Origin of the sequence: Methylobacterium sp. J-048 (assembly GCF_022829515.1) — a bacterium.
Taxonomy (GTDB): Bacteria; Pseudomonadota; Alphaproteobacteria; order Rhizobiales; family Beijerinckiaceae; genus Methylobacterium.
The window spans coordinates 32,715-46,541 of the sequence record NZ_JAKSYL010000294.1; the positions used below are offsets into that span (position 1 = coordinate 32,715).

Annotated in this window: 16 protein-coding genes; 9 read left to right on the forward strand and 7 right to left on the reverse strand. The window is 69.3% G+C overall.

Annotated features, from left to right (window positions below; genetic code table 11):
• Positions 1-32: 32 nt before the first annotated feature.
• From MKL09_RS29895 to MKL09_RS29910, 4 genes are all read right to left on the reverse strand, one after another.
• Entirely contained in the window at positions 33-788 is a 756-nt protein-coding gene (locus tag MKL09_RS29895; RefSeq protein WP_244025586.1) for a hypothetical protein, read from the reverse strand.
• Positions 789-797: 9 nt separating this feature from the next.
• On the reverse strand, positions 798-1,532 hold the full coding sequence (locus tag MKL09_RS29900) for an RlmE family RNA methyltransferase (RefSeq protein WP_244025587.1): 735 nt from the start codon (positions 1,530-1,532) through the stop codon (positions 798-800).
• 10 nt (positions 1,533-1,542) lie between these two features.
• Positions 1,543-2,625, reverse strand: a complete 1,083-nt coding sequence (locus MKL09_RS29905) for a Ppx/GppA phosphatase family protein (protein ID WP_244025588.1) — start codon at positions 2,623-2,625, stop codon at positions 1,543-1,545.
• A 124-nt stretch (positions 2,626-2,749) separates the two neighbouring features.
• Entirely contained in the window at positions 2,750-3,223 is a 474-nt protein-coding gene (locus tag MKL09_RS29910; protein ID WP_244025589.1) for a response regulator, read from the reverse strand.
• A gap of 333 nt (positions 3,224-3,556) precedes the next feature.
• Here MKL09_RS29910 and MKL09_RS32160 point away from each other — a divergent pair, with 333 nt between their 5' ends.
• From MKL09_RS32160 to MKL09_RS29960, 9 genes are all read left to right on the forward strand, one after another.
• Entirely contained in the window at positions 3,557-4,369 is an 813-nt protein-coding gene (locus MKL09_RS32160) for a cold shock domain-containing protein (RefSeq protein ID WP_279606192.1), read from the forward strand.
• Positions 4,370-4,411: 42 nt separating this feature from the next.
• Positions 4,412-4,723: a hypothetical protein gene (locus MKL09_RS29925; RefSeq protein ID WP_244025590.1), complete on the forward strand. Its 312-nt coding sequence runs from the start codon at positions 4,412-4,414 to the stop codon at positions 4,721-4,723.
• 275 nt (positions 4,724-4,998) lie between these two features.
• Positions 4,999-5,310, forward strand: a complete 312-nt coding sequence (locus MKL09_RS29930; RefSeq protein WP_244025591.1) for an iron transporter — start codon at positions 4,999-5,001, stop codon at positions 5,308-5,310.
• A complete protein-coding gene (locus MKL09_RS29935) occupies positions 5,307-6,830 on the forward strand; it encodes a PepSY-associated TM helix domain-containing protein (protein WP_244025592.1) in 1,524 nt (507 codons plus the stop codon). The genes MKL09_RS29930 and MKL09_RS29935 overlap by 4 nt, the downstream gene beginning before the upstream one ends.
• On the forward strand, positions 6,827-7,174 hold the full coding sequence (locus tag MKL09_RS29940; protein ID WP_244025593.1) for a DUF3325 domain-containing protein: 348 nt from the start codon (positions 6,827-6,829) through the stop codon (positions 7,172-7,174). The genes MKL09_RS29935 and MKL09_RS29940 overlap by 4 nt, the downstream gene beginning before the upstream one ends.
• Before the next feature lie 347 nt (positions 7,175-7,521).
• Positions 7,522-9,045 carry an aldehyde dehydrogenase gene (gene adh, locus MKL09_RS29945; RefSeq protein ID WP_244025594.1) on the forward strand — a complete coding sequence of 508 codons (1,524 nt, stop codon included), beginning with the start codon at positions 7,522-7,524 and terminating at the stop codon, positions 9,043-9,045.
• Between the two features lie 343 nt (positions 9,046-9,388).
• The gene (locus MKL09_RS29950) at positions 9,389-9,814 is read left to right on the forward strand and encodes a DUF779 domain-containing protein (RefSeq protein ID WP_244025595.1); all 426 of its coding nucleotides are present in this window, start codon (positions 9,389-9,391) and stop codon (positions 9,812-9,814) included.
• A 16-nt stretch (positions 9,815-9,830) separates the two neighbouring features.
• Positions 9,831-10,241 carry a carboxymuconolactone decarboxylase family protein gene (locus MKL09_RS29955; protein ID WP_244025596.1) on the forward strand — a complete coding sequence of 137 codons (411 nt, stop codon included), beginning with the start codon at positions 9,831-9,833 and terminating at the stop codon, positions 10,239-10,241.
• Positions 10,238-10,678 (forward strand): cupin domain-containing protein, encoded by a 441-nt coding sequence (locus MKL09_RS29960; RefSeq protein WP_279606194.1) that lies wholly within the window; start codon positions 10,238-10,240, stop codon positions 10,676-10,678. Before MKL09_RS29955 ends, MKL09_RS29960 begins: the two co-directional genes overlap by 4 nt.
• 247 nt (positions 10,679-10,925) lie before the next feature.
• Here the strand turns inward: MKL09_RS29960 and MKL09_RS29965 are convergent, their stop codons facing one another.
• The 3 genes from MKL09_RS29965 to fba are packed head-to-tail and all read right to left on the reverse strand — an operon-like array spanning position 10,926 to position 13,680.
• On the reverse strand, positions 10,926-11,948 hold the full coding sequence (locus MKL09_RS29965) for a tetratricopeptide repeat protein (RefSeq protein WP_313901218.1): 1,023 nt from the start codon (positions 11,946-11,948) through the stop codon (positions 10,926-10,928).
• The gene (locus MKL09_RS29970) at positions 11,945-12,589 is read right to left on the reverse strand and encodes a thiamine phosphate synthase (RefSeq protein WP_244025597.1); all 645 of its coding nucleotides are present in this window, start codon (positions 12,587-12,589) and stop codon (positions 11,945-11,947) included. The genes MKL09_RS29965 and MKL09_RS29970 overlap by 4 nt, the downstream gene beginning before the upstream one ends.
• A 20-nt stretch (positions 12,590-12,609) precedes the next feature.
• Positions 12,610-13,680 carry a class II fructose-bisphosphate aldolase gene (fba, locus tag MKL09_RS29975; RefSeq protein ID WP_244025598.1) on the reverse strand — a complete coding sequence of 357 codons (1,071 nt, stop codon included), beginning with the start codon at positions 13,678-13,680 and terminating at the stop codon, positions 12,610-12,612.
• Between the last annotated feature and the right edge of the window lie 147 nt (positions 13,681-13,827).

The following is a 13,827-nucleotide window of genomic DNA, read 5'->3' on the forward strand; positions in this document are numbered from 1 at the left end:
CAAGCCGCCCCGGGAAGCCGGGGCGGTTTTTTTTAACGCCGGGCGGCCCGCCAATCCGGATAGGCATGGACCCGATGGATCAGCCGCCGGCGCCGGTCGATCTCACCGAAGGGGGCGATCTCCCAATCCCAGGCCTCGGCCGGCGGCGGCAGCGCCACGCCGAAGATCAGGTCGAGGCGGTCGGTGACCCGGCCGGCCCGGTCCTCCTCGCGCTGCACCGTATCGGTGATCAGGCAGATCCGCCCGGTCCCGGCTGCCAGCCGATCGAGGGCGGCGAGATGGGTCTCGACGATCTGCGTGCCGAGCCGCAGCGGCGCCTCGCGGCCCTTGGCCTCGTAGGCGTCGATCGGCACGATCGGCAGTTGCGACAGGAGATTGGCCGAGACGATCAGGTCGGCATCCGTGCAGATGTCCGGGAGATCGCCACCGGTCAGGCCGGCGCTGATCTCGGCGGTCACGCAGGCGACGTTGCCGTACCGCCGCGCGGCGAGCCGCGCCGGCCAGGGATGCACGGCATCGACCAGAATCACCCGGTCGAACAGGTTTGCCAGCGCGTCGAGCGGCACGTCGTCGAGGAGGCCGGAGCCGAGCACCACCACCGAGCCGCGCTTGGCGGTCGCCTCCGCGGCGGCGACGATCGCGCCGCGCGCCCGCGTCAAGTGCGGCGCCCAGGCCGCGCGGCAGCGGCGGGACCGGGCATGGAGCAAGCCGCTCTGGCGGACATAGCCGCGGCGGCGCAGGCGCAACGGCGCGGGATTGACCAGCGACAGCGCCCACGCGACCAGCACCGCAGGGGCTCAGGCCTCGTCAGCCGCCGCCGCCGCGGCGGCCCGGGCTGCGGCACTGCGATAGCCGGTGGCCAGCACGTAGAGTTCGCTCGAATCGGAGCGGCTCGCCGCGGGCTTCACGTGGCGGACGGCCGTGAAGTCGCGCTTCAGGTCGGCCAGCAGCGCGTTCTCGGTGCCGCCCTGCAGCACCTTGGCCAGATAGGCGCCGCCCGGGCCCAGGATCTCGCGGGCGAACTCGGCCGCGGTCTCGGCCAGCCCGATGATCCGCAGGTGGTCGGTCTTCTTGTGGCCGGTGGCGTTGGCGGCCATGTCGGACAGGACGAGGTCGGCCGGGCCGCCGAGCAGCGTGGTGAGCTGCGTCGGCGCCTCGGGATCGAGGAAGTCCAAGGTGATGAACTCGACTCCCGCCATGGGCTCGATCTCGAGCAGGTCGATGCCCACGACGCGGCCGGTGGCTCCGACGATCCGCGCGGCCACCTGCGACCAGCCGCCGGGCGCCGCACCCAGATCGACCACCCGCTGGCCCGGCTTCAGCAGCTTGTAGCGCTCGTCGATCTCGATGAGCTTGTAGGCCGCCCGGGAGCGGTAGCCCTCGCGCTTGGCCCGAGCCACGTACGGATCGTTGAGCTGACGCTCCAGCCAGCGCTTCTGCGACAGGGTCCGCCCGCGGCCGGTTTTCACCCGCTGTTTCAGTTCGCCGCGCACGCCCCCGGTGGAGCCCGCGCCGCCGCGCCGGTCGGTCATCGCCGGATCCTCATCGAACGGCCTTCCGGTTCCAGACGCCGTCCTCCCGCATCATGTTCATCAGCAATCCTTCGCGCAGGCCCCGGTCGGCGATGCGCAGGCGCTCGGACGGGAAGGCCCGCCGGATCGCCTCCAGGATCGCGCAGCCCGCCAGTACCAGATCGGCGCGGTCGCGTCCGATGCAGGGATTGTCGGCCCGCTGCTCCAGGCGGGTATCGAGCAGGTCGTCGATGGCGGTCGAGACTTCGTGGTCGCTCATCCACAGGCCGTCCACCCGCCGCCGCTCGTAGCGGACCAGCCGCAGGTGCATGGCGGCGATCGTCGTCACCGTGCCGGAGGTGCCGAGCAGGTGGAAATGCGGGGCGGTGGCCGCCGCCGCCGCGCGGATCGCAAAGGCGGACAGTTTTTCCGCCACCTCCTCGACCATGCCCTCGAACATCCGTCGGGTCACCTCGGCGCCGCCATGGCGCTCGGCCAGGGTGACCACGCCGACGGGCAGGGAGTCCCAGGCGCGGATCCGCAGGGTCGGATCTGTGGACGGGTTGGCGGCCTCGCCGTCGAGCCAGGCGATCTCGGTGGAGCCGCCGCCGATATCGAAGATCACGACGGATTCGGCATCCGGGTCGGCGAGCGCCGCGCAGCCGGTCACCGCCAGATAGGCCTCCGTCTGCCGATCGACGATCTCGAGATCCAGGCCGACGCCGCGGCGGACGCGCTCGACGAAGGCGGCCCCGTTCACCGCCAGGCGGCAGGCCTCCGTGGCGATCACCTTGGCCCGCCTGACGCCCCGGGTCTGCATCTTGGTCCGGCAGATGCGCAGGGCCTCGACGGTCCGCTCGATCGCCGCGTCGTTGAGCCGGTCGGAGGTGCCCAGACCCTCGCCGAGCCGGACGATGCGCGAGAAGGCGTCGATCACCCGGAAGCCGCTGAAGGTCGGCTCGGCGATCAGCAGGCGGCAATTGTTGGTGCCGAGGTCCAGCGCCGCATAGGCGACGCGACGACGGTCACGGCCCGGCAGCGGGGCCGGACTCTGGAGCGGCGCTGCGCCGGTCGACGGGCGGAACGGCGCGGCCGCGGCGGTCTCGTCCCTCATCGGCGCGGCCGTCGGTCCTTCGTGTCGGCCTGGAGCGTTGCGCTCGGCCATTCTTGACGAGAGACCCTACAGGGTCGGTCGGGAACTGCAACGTCGGATCGAGACCGTACTCAGGCGACGGCCTTCAAGCGACGGCTTTCATGGCGCTGGTCCGGCGCGGGATCGGCCGCAGCAGGCTCTTGACCTGGGAATAGGGGCGGGGCCGGTTGATCACCTCGTCGAGGCGCGACCACAGGGTTTTGGGCGAGAACGGCTTGGCGATGATCTCGTTGACCCCGAGCGCCACCGCGCGGTCGACCACGTTCCGGCGCGGCTGGGCGAGCATCAGGATGATCGGGATGGTTGGGCAGGGCGAGGTCGACGGCGTGCGCGCGAGCCGGATGAACTCTTCCCCCGACAGGATCGACAGGTCCCAGTCGATGATGCTGATGTCGGGCTTGCTCTCGGCCAGCACGCCCAGCGCCTCGGCGCCGTCCGGCGCTTCCAGCACGCGCTTGATGCCGACGCGCATGAGCATGTCGCGCACGATTCGCCGAATGTAGAGACTCTCGTCGACCACGAGGGCCGAGAGATCGGGGAATGTCGGGGTCGCGATCATGGCCGGGTGCCGTTGCGGGGCGCGCCGCGAGTCTAGCCGAACAGCCTTTGCGTTTCGCTAACGCCCTCGGGGATGCGCCGATGCCGGTGCCCGCAGGGCGAATGGCAGATCGAGCCGGATCGTCGTTCTGCGTTGTTTGCCGCAAGAAAGTAACGAAACCGGCGCGTGTTGGCCAAGAAGGTCCTTGCGGTCAAGGCCCGATTGCGTCAGGACTGGGGCGTTATTCTTGGTTACCGCGACCGGGGGTAATGATAGTGCGGGGCGTGGGCTGTCTGGGATGGCGCGCACGCGGTATTCGAGACCAGGGCGGCGGACGGTTTTTGCGAGCTTTCGATGGGACGTGGTCGTGATTTCAGGGGGCCGCAGAAGCGCGGCTTCGACGAGGCTGGCGAGCCGAGATGGCCTGATCAGGCTCCCCCCAGCGGCGGATACGGCGGTGGTGGTTTCGGTGGCGGTGGTGGCGGTTTCGGCGGCGGCGGTTTCGACCGTGGTCCGCCCCGCGGCGGCCCAAGCGCTGCACCGGTGGCAACCGGGCCGGAGCGTGACGCGACGGTCAAATGGTTCAACAAGGAGAAGGGCTTCGGCTTCGTCGAACTCGGCGATGGCTCGGGCGATGCCTTCCTCCACATCCGTGCCGTCGAGGCTGCCGGCCACGCCGACCTGATGCCGGGTACCCGGCTGACGGTCACCACGGCGCAGGGTCAGAAGGGCCCGCAGGTCACGAGCGTCACCAGCGTCGACACCTCCACGGCTGAAGCGCCCGCGCCCCGGCGCGAGCTGCGTCCGCGCACCGGCGGCTTCGGCGGCGACCGCTTCGGTGGCGGTGGCGGTGGCGCAGGCGGCTACGGTGGTGGTGGCGGCGGCTACGGCGGCGGTGCCGGCGGCGGCTATGGTGCGGGTGGCGGTGGCGGCGGCCGTGCCGCCTCTGGCCCCTCGGTCGAGATGAGCGGCACCGTGAAGTGGTACGATCCCGCGAAGGGCTTCGGCTTCGTCTCGGTCAATGACGGCGGCAAGGACGTGTTCGTCCACCGCTCGGCCCTGTCTCGCGCCGGTCTCGAATCACTGGCCGAAGGCCAGCAGGTCACCCTCGGCGTCGTCGAGGGTCAGAAGGGCCGTGAGGCTTCGAGCATCAACGTCGAAGATTGATCGGTTCCGCGGCCGTCTTCCTGCCGCGATCCCTGAGGATTCTTGAAGGCGGCGGCTCCGATCGGAGCCGCCGCCTTCTCGCGTTTCGGAACCGTCATGCGCCGCGTATCGATGCCGATGCTCCTGCTCGTCCTCGCGAGCACCGCCGCGCGGGCCGAAGATTTCACGGGCTTCTATGCCGGGCCCAATGCCGGCTACGCCTGGGGCCGGGATCGCGGCCGGCGGGAGGGTGCGCATGCACCGGATCCCATCCGAACCGATGCCAATCCCGACCTGCCCCCGAGCGCGCGCGATGCCGCGCTGGCCCTGCGGCGGTCCGACCGGCGCGGCCCCGGCACCGCGGACAAACGCTGAGATCTGGGCTGACAGGCAGCGAAGCCATCCCGGCTCGCTATGCTGGCCCGGAAATTCTGGGGTGTCCGGACGCCTCCGTCCGGGGGGCCGCTGCGCATTGAGATCTGTGGTTGTGACACGAGCTGGCGAGGCTGCGATCCGGCCGGGGCGCGGCACGGCGACAACCCTTAAGCGGCTCTCGCCACACTGGAATCATTCCCAAACATAGCCGTTGCGAGGTCCCGTCGGCCGCTGCTAGGCCGCCCTATGAGATCACGAATCCGGGAGATCGCGCCATGAGCGCCCGCTCCATGCCGGGATTGACCTACCGCCTTGCGGTTGCCGGGCGGGTGGTGCTGGCTTCTGTCGGCGGTTACGGGGTCGCGGCGTTGTCGGCCGCCCTGCTGGCGCTGATCCTGCCGATGCCGCGCTCAGAGGCGGTCTCGACCGGAACGCTGGCGAGCTTCGCGATCATGGCCGGCGCGGTGATCTGGGTGTTCGCGGCGCGGACCCTGTTGCATGCGGCGCTGGTCCTCGGGCTGATTGCGGTGCTTCTGGGGACAGGCCTGTGGCTGGCCGGGGCATTCACCACGGCGATGGCTCCATGAGCCGGCCCGGGAAAAGCGTCCGGCAATCGATGGCGTGGCTGCACACCTGGTCCGGCCTCGTGGTCGGCTGGGTGCTGTTTGCGATCTTCGTCACCGGGACGGCGACCTATTACCGTCCCCAGATCTCGGAATGGATGCGGCCCGAACTGACCGAGCCCACGGCCGATCCGGCCGCCGCGGCCACCCGCGCCGCCGCCTATCTCGGGCGGCAGATGCCGGATGCGCTGGGCTGGTCAGTCAGACTCCCGACAGCGGAGAATCCCGCCACCGAGGTGTATTGGTGGAACAACCCGGCCGGGCCGTATCACCACGCGCTCCTCGATCCCGCCACCGGCGAGCGGTCGCAGGCGCGCGACACCAAGGGGGGCGACTTCCTCTACCGCTTCCATTTCGAGCTGAGCCTGCCGCCGGTCTGGGGCCGTTGGATCGTGGGGATCTGCGCGATGATCCTGCTGATCTCGCTGATCACCGGGATCGTCACCCATCGGCGCATCTTCGCGGACTTTTTCACCTTCCGGCGGGACAAGTCCGCGCAGCGCGGTTGGCTCGATGCCCACAACGTCGTCGGCGTGCTGGCGCTGCCGTTCCACCTGATGATCGTCTATACCGGCCTGATCGAGCTCGGGCCGCTGCTGATGCCCTGGGGCGTGCAGGCGGCCTATCAGCATGATGTCCAGGCCTACTATACCGAAGCCGGGATCATGATGGCGGCGCGCGAGGCTGCGGGCCAGCCGGGAGCCCTGATGCCGCTCGGCGACATCGTGGCGCGCGCGATCGCCGCTCACGGCGAGGCCCCCGAGGTGGTCCTGGTGACGATGCCGGGCGACGCGGCATCGAGCGTCACGGCGTTCTTCGAGGAGCCGCCCGGTCTCGCGCATCTTCATCCGCAGATCCTCTATGCCGGCGATACCGGCGCCGAACTCTCGCGCAGCGGCGATGTCGGAGCGGCGACCCGCACCGGCGCCGTGATGGTCGGGCTGCACGAGGCGCATTTCGCCGCCGCGCCCCTGCGGGTGCTGTTCTTCCTGTGCGGCCTCATGGGCGCGGCGACCATCGCCTCCGGCCTCGTGCTCTGGACCGTCGCGCGGGCGCCGAAGGGCGCCGACCCGGCGGGCTTCGGCCTGCGTCTGGTGCGCGTGCTGAACCTCGGCACGATCGCCGGGCTCCCGACGGGGCTGGCGGCCTATTTCCTGGCCAACCGCCTGCTGCCGCACGATCTCGCGGCTCGGGCGGATTGGGAGGTGCGCGGCTTCTTCGCGGCCTGGATCCTCGCCGCCATCGCGGCGGCCCTGTATCCGCGGGCCAGGGCGTGGCCGACTTCCCTCGCGGTGGCGGCGGTCGCCTTCCTGGCGATCCCGATCATCGACGCGCTGACCGTCGCTCAGGCCCGGTTCCTTGGGTTCGATGCGGCGATGCTGGCGGTGGCCGTCCTGCTTGCCCTCGGCGCGCGCCTGGCGGCCAAGCGGCCGAGCCGTGTGCGGGCGAGCCATCCGAACCTGGCCGGGGCGGTCGAAGCGTGACCTCCGCCGCGTTGGCGCTGAGCCTCACCCTCAGCTTTTCCAGCTTCGCCGCCCTGGCGCTCAGCATGGACCGGCATCACCGCGCGGTGTTCCGCGTACCCGCGCCGCGCAGCCGCTTCCGGAGCCTGCGCGCGGCTGGTTGGTCGGGGCTCGCCGTGTCGCTGGCCGCCTCGATCGCCTGCAGCGGCTGGAATTTCGGGCCGGTGCAATGGATCGGGGGCCTGACCGGGGCGGCGCTGCTGGTAGTCGCCGTGATGTCCTACCGGCCGGCCTGGCTGCGGGCGGCCGCCATCGCGGCGCTGCCGCTGGCGATGATCGCCCTGCCGTTCGCGATGGGCTCCTGAGAATCGGCCGCGAAGCTAACCGTCAAGGTCAGCGCCTTGCAATCAGAACAATGCAAAAGTGTTGGTCGAGCCCCCGCTGGCCACCCGCGGCATTCCGGTCGTACTTGCGCCGGCAGCGGCCGTTTTCGGAGCGTCCCAGAATTGTCCCCTCGCGATCCTGATCGGGAGGGCGTAGGATCGCGTCACTCGCGCACTGGCCAAAAGTCCACCTTGATTCGGCAGGCCAAAAGCCATTGGCTGCCATCCGAGACGAACCGGACCAAGTCGAAACAACCGGCGGTCCGTGTACCAGCTTCAGCCCAAGAGCCGCGGTTCGCGAGGCCGGGGCCTATGGAGGGAACACAGCCATGAACAAGCCGGAATTCCTTGGCGACGCCCGCACAAAGTCGCCCTTCTCGGCCCGCTACGACAACTTCATCGGCGGCCAGTGGGTCGCCCCGACTGCCGGCCGCTATTTCGAGAACACGTCGCCGATCACCGGCAAAGTGATCTGCGAGGTCGCCCGCTCCGACGCCTCCGACGTCGACAAGGCCCTCGACGCCGCCCACGCGGCCAAGGAATCCTGGGGCCGCACCGCCCCGGCCGAGCGCGCCCGCATCCTCAACAAGCTGGCCGACCGGATGGAGGAAAACCTCGATCTGATCGCGCTCGCCGAGACCTGGGACAACGGCAAGCCGATCCGCGAGACGACCAACGCCGACATCCCCCTGGCGATCGACCATTTCCGCTACTTCGCCGGCTGCATCCGCGCGCAGGAAGGCTCGATCTCCGAGATCGACCACGACACGGTGGCCTACCACTTCCACGAGCCGCTCGGCGTCGTCGGCCAGATCATCCCGTGGAACTTCCCGATCCTGATGGCGGTCTGGAAGCTCGCCCCGGCGATCGCCGCCGGCAATTGCGTGGTGCTCAAGCCCGCCGAGCAGACCCCCGCCTCGATCCTGGTGGTGATGGAGCTGCTGGCTGACCTGCTGCCCCCGGGCGTGATCAACATCGTCAACGGCTTCGGCCTCGAGGCCGGCAAGCCGCTGGCCTCCTCGCCGCGCATCGCCAAGATCGCGTTCACCGGTGAGACCACCACCGGCCGCCTGATCATGCAATACGCCTCGCAGAACCTGATCCCGGTGACGCTGGAGCTGGGCGGCAAGTCGCCGAACATCTTCTTCGCCGACGTGGCCAACGAGGACGACGACTTCTTCGACAAGGCTCTCGAAGGCCTGACGATGTTCGCCCTCAACCAGGGCGAGGTCTGCACCTGCCCGAGCCGCGCACTGGTGCACGAGTCGATCTACGACCGCTTCATGGAGCGGGCGATCAAGCGGGTCGAGGCGATTACCCAGGGCTCGCCGCTGGATCCGGCCACGATGATCGGCGCCCAGGCCTCGGGCGAGCAGATGGAGAAGATCCTCAGCTACATCGATATCGGCCGCCAGGAAGGCGCGCAGCTGCTCACCGGCGGCGAGCGCAACGTCAAGGACGGCGAGCTGGCCGAGGGCTTCTACGTGCAGCCGACGGTGTTCCGCGGCCACAACAAGATGCGGATCTTCCAGGAGGAGATCTTCGGGCCGGTCCTGTCGGTCACGACCTTCAAGGACGATGCCGACGCGCTGGCGATCGCCAACGACACCCTGTACGGCCTCGGCGCCGGCATCTGGACCCGCGACGGGACCCGCGCCTATCGCTTCGGCCGGGCGATCCAGGCCGGCCGCGTCTGGACCAACTGCTACCACGCCTACCCGGCCCACGCGGCCTTCGGCGGCTACAAGCAGTCCGGCATCGGCCGCGAGACCCACAAGATGATGCTCGATCACTACCAGCAGACCAAGAACATGCTGGTCAGCTACTCGGCCAAGAAGCTCGGCTTCTTCTGAGCTCCGGTCCGGGTCATCCTCCGAGCCGACTTCGCCCCGGCCTCACGGCCGGGGTTTTTTGTTTGGGGAGGGGTGGGTCGATGCGGTTCGCGACACCATCCTGGGCGCCACGCCCGTCCAATCCCCCCCTCATCCTGAGGTGCCGAAGCGAAGCGGAGGCCTCGAAGGAGCCCTCCAGGGATCGCAAAGCCTTCTGGAAGGCTCCTTCGAGGCTCGCTGCGCTCGCACCTCAGGATGAGGGGGAGAGTGGGAGAGCCGGAGGCACACGGGCCTCCCCAATGAGATCCGCCGTAGAAATTAGGATCTCAGCACGCATATCCACCAACCAGAAGGGGAGGGCAGTATGAGTGCGGTCTCAACGCAAGAATCCACCACCGCCGAGCAAGTCGGCGCCGACGGCACGCCGCTGCGGGTCACCGCCACCCCGACGGCGCTTGCGCTGATCGATGAGTTGCGCGGCGAGTACGGCCCGGTGATGTTCCACCAGTCCGGCGGCTGCTGCGACGGGTCCTCGCCGATGTGCTACCCGGTCGGCGACTTCCTTGTGAGCGACGGCGACGTCCACCTCGGCACCGTCGGCGGCGCCGACTTCTTCATCAGCCGGTCGCAGTTCGGGGTCTGGAAGCACACCCACCTGATCCTCGACGTGGTGCCCGGGCGCGGCGGCATGTTCTCGCTGGAAAACGGCCGCGAGAAGCGCTTCCATATCCGCTCGCGCCTGTTCAGCGAGGCCGAGAATCGGGCCCTCGACGGGGCGTGCAAGCTCTGAGGCGGGGAGGGGATCAATGGCGACCGTGAAGCTTTGGAGCGATGCCGAGGCGGAGGCCGACCCGCGGGTGCGGGCGGTGTTCGCCGACATCCGGGCGACCCGAAACGCGGACTTCATCAACAATTTCTGGCGCGGCCTCGCCAACGACCCAGGCCTTCTGGAGCGGACCTGGGCCAGCCTCAAGGTCGTGATGGGGCCGGGCAGCCTCGATCCGCTGACCAAGGAACTGGTCTACATCGCGGTCTCGATCACCAACGGCTGCCCCTACTGCATCCACTCGCACACCGCCGCGGCGGGCGCGAAGGGCCTGACCCCGGAGCAGCACGGCGAGTTCCTGGCGGTGGTCGGCATGGCCAACCAGACGAACGCCCTGGTCAACGGCATGCAAATCCCGGTGGATGCCGCGTTCAAGGTGGGGGAGTCATGAGCGCCATATCCGAGACATCACGGCCCGGCCTGGCGGTCCTGCGCGAGAGCGCCCCGTTCCGCGGCAAGCAGGGGCATATCTATCGCCCGGCCATCTCGGCCGAGGCGGTGGGCGCCAAGGCGCTGCACATGCAGCTCCTGGAGATCCCGCCCGGCGAGCGCGCCCACGCCCACAAGCACGAATCGCACGAGACCGCGATCCACGTCCTGTCCGGGGTCTCGGGATGCTTCTGGGGCGATCACCTGGAGCACCACGTGATCGCCGGGGCCGGCGAGTTCGTCTACATCGCCGCAGACGTGCCGCACCTGCCCTACAACCGCAGCCAGACCGAGCCGGTCACCGCGCTGATCGCCCGGACCGACCCGAACGAGCAGGAGAGCGTGGTGCTCCTGCCGGAGCTCGAAGCCGGGGTCGATTGGTCGAAGGCGGAGGGTTAACTTCAGGTCTGTTCGCCCGGTGGAACTGAGCCAACTTCTGTCGACACGAACAGTTTTCCAAACCTCCCCCCTCATCCTGAGGTGCCGAAGCAAAGCGGAGGCCTCGAAGGAGCCCTTCAGAGATCACTGAGGCATCTGGAGGGCTCCTTCCAGGCCCAGCGATCTTCGATCGCCGGGCACCTCAGGATGAGGGCGCGGGCGGGGGAGACCGATCTCCAAGCCCAGCCCGACGCTTCCCGCCTGCAAGCTACCGCTGCTCGCTCCGCTCATTGGCCAGCCGCTCGGCGCGGGTGCGCTCGTCGCCGCTGAGCCCCGACAGGGACTGGTCGAGCCAAGCGTCGGACAGGCCCTGCGCGGCGGCGGCGAGGTTCCAGGCCGCGGCCTCGATCGGGTTCTTTGCGACGCCGCGGCCGACCGCGTAGAGCCGGGCGACCCGGTTCTGCGCGATCGCATTGCCGCGGGAGGCCGCGTGCAGGAAGTAGCGGGCGGCCGAGCGCTCGTCCTTGGTCACGCCGTTGCCGTTGAACAGCAGGATCGCGTACTCGACCTCGCTGGCGAGATCGCCGTTATCGGCCCCGCGCCGGAACCATTGGGCCGCCTTGCTGGCATCCTTGGGGACGCCGCGGCCCTGGAGGTAGAGCACGCCCAGATCGTGCTGGGCCGGGCCGATCTCGGCCTCGGCCGCCTTGCGGAACTGCGCGGCGGCGGCGGCCTCGTCGGCGGTTGCGCCGGTGCCGATCAGGATCAGGCCGAGATTGTAGGCCGCCGTGGCCGAGCCGTTGGCGGTGGCCTGCTCCAGCCAGCGCCGGCCGGCCTTGGGGTCCTTGGGCATGCCGCGGCCGTCGAGCGCCATCAGGCCGAGCGACGACATCGCGGCGGCATCGTTCTGGGCGGCGGCGAGGCGGTACCATTCGGCCGCCTTCACCGGGTTCTGCTTGACCCCGAGACCCTGATTGTACAGCTCGCCCAGTAGCGTCATCGCCGCCGCATCCTCGGGATTGGCCTCGATGCGCTTGGTCGCCTCCCGGAAGGCGGTGACGTACTGGCCGCGCTGGTAGGCCCCGTAGGCGAGGTCCGGCGGCTGGCCGGTATTGGGCGGCACGGCGCCCCGGGAATAATTCGGCGTGTAAGGGCTCGGAAGCTCCGGCGTCGTCTTCCGATCGGGCGGGGCGGCGGTCTTCGCCGGGTCTAGCGGCCCGGGCGCGGCGAGCGCCAGCAGCGGCAGTGCCGCGACAAGAAGAGCCGCGAAACGCACGACATGGAGGTTCACGCGGCCTGCCCTTCGAGCAGGGCTTGCGCCCGCGCGACGGCGGCGGGCTCGGTCAGCCAGACGCCGCTTTCCAAGCCGATGAACTCGGTGCCGGTGGCTGCGAGCGGACCGATCTCGTCCCAGGCCGCAGCGACAGCGATGCAGGGTGTCTCGAAAATCTCGGCCCACCATTCGGCCCGCGCCAGCACGGTCTCGGCCTCGGGGGCGACGCCGTCCGGGTAGAGGCCGCCGAACATCAGGTAGTCGATGCCGGCCTCGCCCGCCTCCATGGCGCCGTGCTTGGTCTCCAGACCGCCGGCTCCGAGGATACGCCCGTCCCGGAGGCGGTCGCGCAGGTCCTTCAGGTCGCGCGGCTTGTCGACATGGACGCCGTCGGCGCCGCCCCGGGTCGCCACGGAGACGAGGTCGCCGGTGAAGCCGGGGCAGGCCACCACCAGGGCCGCGCCGGTCTCCTGCGTGATCGGCGCGATCTGCTTCACGCGGGCGGTGAGCCCGCGCTCGTCGGTGGCGGCAAGCCGCAGGATCACGGCCGCGACATCGCCGACCGCGCAGGCCGCGCCGAGCGCGGCCGCGAAGGCGTCGATGCCATCGGCATCCAGGCCGTGGGGCCCCAGGAGGGCGAGGCGCTGCTTGCTGCTCATCGGATCGGGTGCCCGGCGTGTCAGCGCGCGCCGATCTTCGGGTCGAGCGAGCCGCTGGCGTAGCGCTTGGCCATCTCGGAGACGGAGATCGGACGGATCTTCGAGCCCTTGCCGGCGGTGCCGAACTCCTCGAAGCGCTGCTTGCACAGCTTGGTCATCGCGTCCATGGCGGGCTTCAGGTACTTGCGCGGGTCGAACTCGGACGGGTTCTCGGTGAGCACCTTCCGGATCTGGCCGGTCATCGCCATGCGGTTGTCGGTGTCGATGTTGATCTTGCGCACACCGTGCTTGATGCCGCGCTGGATTTCCTCCACCGGCACGCCCCAGGTCGGCTTCATCTGGCCGCCATACTGGTTGATGATGTCCTGAAGGTCCTGCGGCACCGACGAGGAGCCGTGCATCACCAGGTGGGTGGTCGGCAGGCGACGGTGGATCTCCTCGATCACGTTCATCGCCAGCACCTCGCCGTCGGGCTGACGGGTGAACTTGTAGGCGCCGTGGCTGGTGCCCATGGCGACCGCGAGGGCGTCGACCTTAGTGGCCTCCACGAACTTCACCGCCTCATCCGGGTCAGTGAGCAGCTGGTCGTGGCTCAGCGTGCCCTCGGCGCCGTGGCCGTCTTCGGCCTCGCCCTGGCCGCTCTCCAGCGAGCCGAGCACGCCGAGCTCGCCTTCCACCGAGACGCCGGCCCAATGGGCCATCTTCGTGACGTTGCGGGTGATCTCGACGTTGTAAGTGTAATCCGCGGGGGTCTTGCCGTCGGCTTTGAGCGATCCATCCATCATCACCGAGGTGAAGCCGTATTGGATCGCGGTGGCGCAGGTCGCCTCGTTGTTCCCGTGGTCGAGATGCATGCAGACCGGGATGTGCGGGTAGATCTCGACCAGGCCGTCGATCAGCTTGGCCAGCACCACGTCGTTGGCGTAGGCGCGGGCGCCGCGGCTCGCCTGCAGGATCACCGGCGAGTCGGTGGCATCGGCCGCCGCCATGATGGCCAGGCCCTGTTCCATGTTGTTCAGGTTGAACGCCGGCACGCCGTACTCGTGCTCGGCCGCGTGGTCGAGGAGCTGCCTCAGGGTGATCCGTGCCATCGTCGTCTGTCTTCCCGCTTGCCGTCTGGTGGTCCGCCCGATCGCCCGCGGCGACGGAAACCTCAGTGGACTTGCACAGGCAAGTCTGCCGAGGTTTTTACCTGTACATCATGTCAAACGCCGACCAGATTATCCGTTCGGTGAATG

What these genes read in the sequence shown, in the direction of transcription:
- MKL09_RS29900 (WP_244025587.1), bottom strand. Translation starts at nt 1,532, where the DNA reads ATGACCGACCGGCGCGGCGGCGCGGGCTCCACCGGGGGCGTGCGCGGC.
- MKL09_RS29905 (WP_244025588.1), bottom strand. Translation starts at nt 2,625, where the DNA reads ATGAGGGACGAGACCGCCGCGGCCGCGCCGTTCCGCCCGTCGACCGGC.
- MKL09_RS29910 (WP_244025589.1), bottom strand. Translation starts at nt 3,223, where the DNA reads ATGATCGCGACCCCGACATTCCCCGATCTCTCGGCCCTCGTGGTCGAC.
- MKL09_RS32160 (WP_279606192.1), top strand. Translation starts at nt 3,557, where the DNA reads ATGGGACGTGGTCGTGATTTCAGGGGGCCGCAGAAGCGCGGCTTCGAC.
- MKL09_RS29930 (WP_244025591.1), top strand. Translation starts at nt 4,999, where the DNA reads ATGAGCGCCCGCTCCATGCCGGGATTGACCTACCGCCTTGCGGTTGCC.
- MKL09_RS29935 (WP_244025592.1), top strand. Translation starts at nt 5,307, where the DNA reads ATGAGCCGGCCCGGGAAAAGCGTCCGGCAATCGATGGCGTGGCTGCAC.
- adh (WP_244025594.1), top strand. Translation starts at nt 7,522, where the DNA reads ATGAACAAGCCGGAATTCCTTGGCGACGCCCGCACAAAGTCGCCCTTC.
- MKL09_RS29950 (WP_244025595.1), top strand. Translation starts at nt 9,389, where the DNA reads ATGAGTGCGGTCTCAACGCAAGAATCCACCACCGCCGAGCAAGTCGGC.
- MKL09_RS29955 (WP_244025596.1), top strand. Translation starts at nt 9,831, where the DNA reads ATGGCGACCGTGAAGCTTTGGAGCGATGCCGAGGCGGAGGCCGACCCG.
- MKL09_RS29960 (WP_279606194.1), top strand. Translation starts at nt 10,238, where the DNA reads ATGAGCGCCATATCCGAGACATCACGGCCCGGCCTGGCGGTCCTGCGC.
- MKL09_RS29970 (WP_244025597.1), bottom strand. Translation starts at nt 12,589, where the DNA reads ATGAGCAGCAAGCAGCGCCTCGCCCTCCTGGGGCCCCACGGCCTGGAT.
- fba (WP_244025598.1), bottom strand. Translation starts at nt 13,680, where the DNA reads ATGGCACGGATCACCCTGAGGCAGCTCCTCGACCACGCGGCCGAGCAC.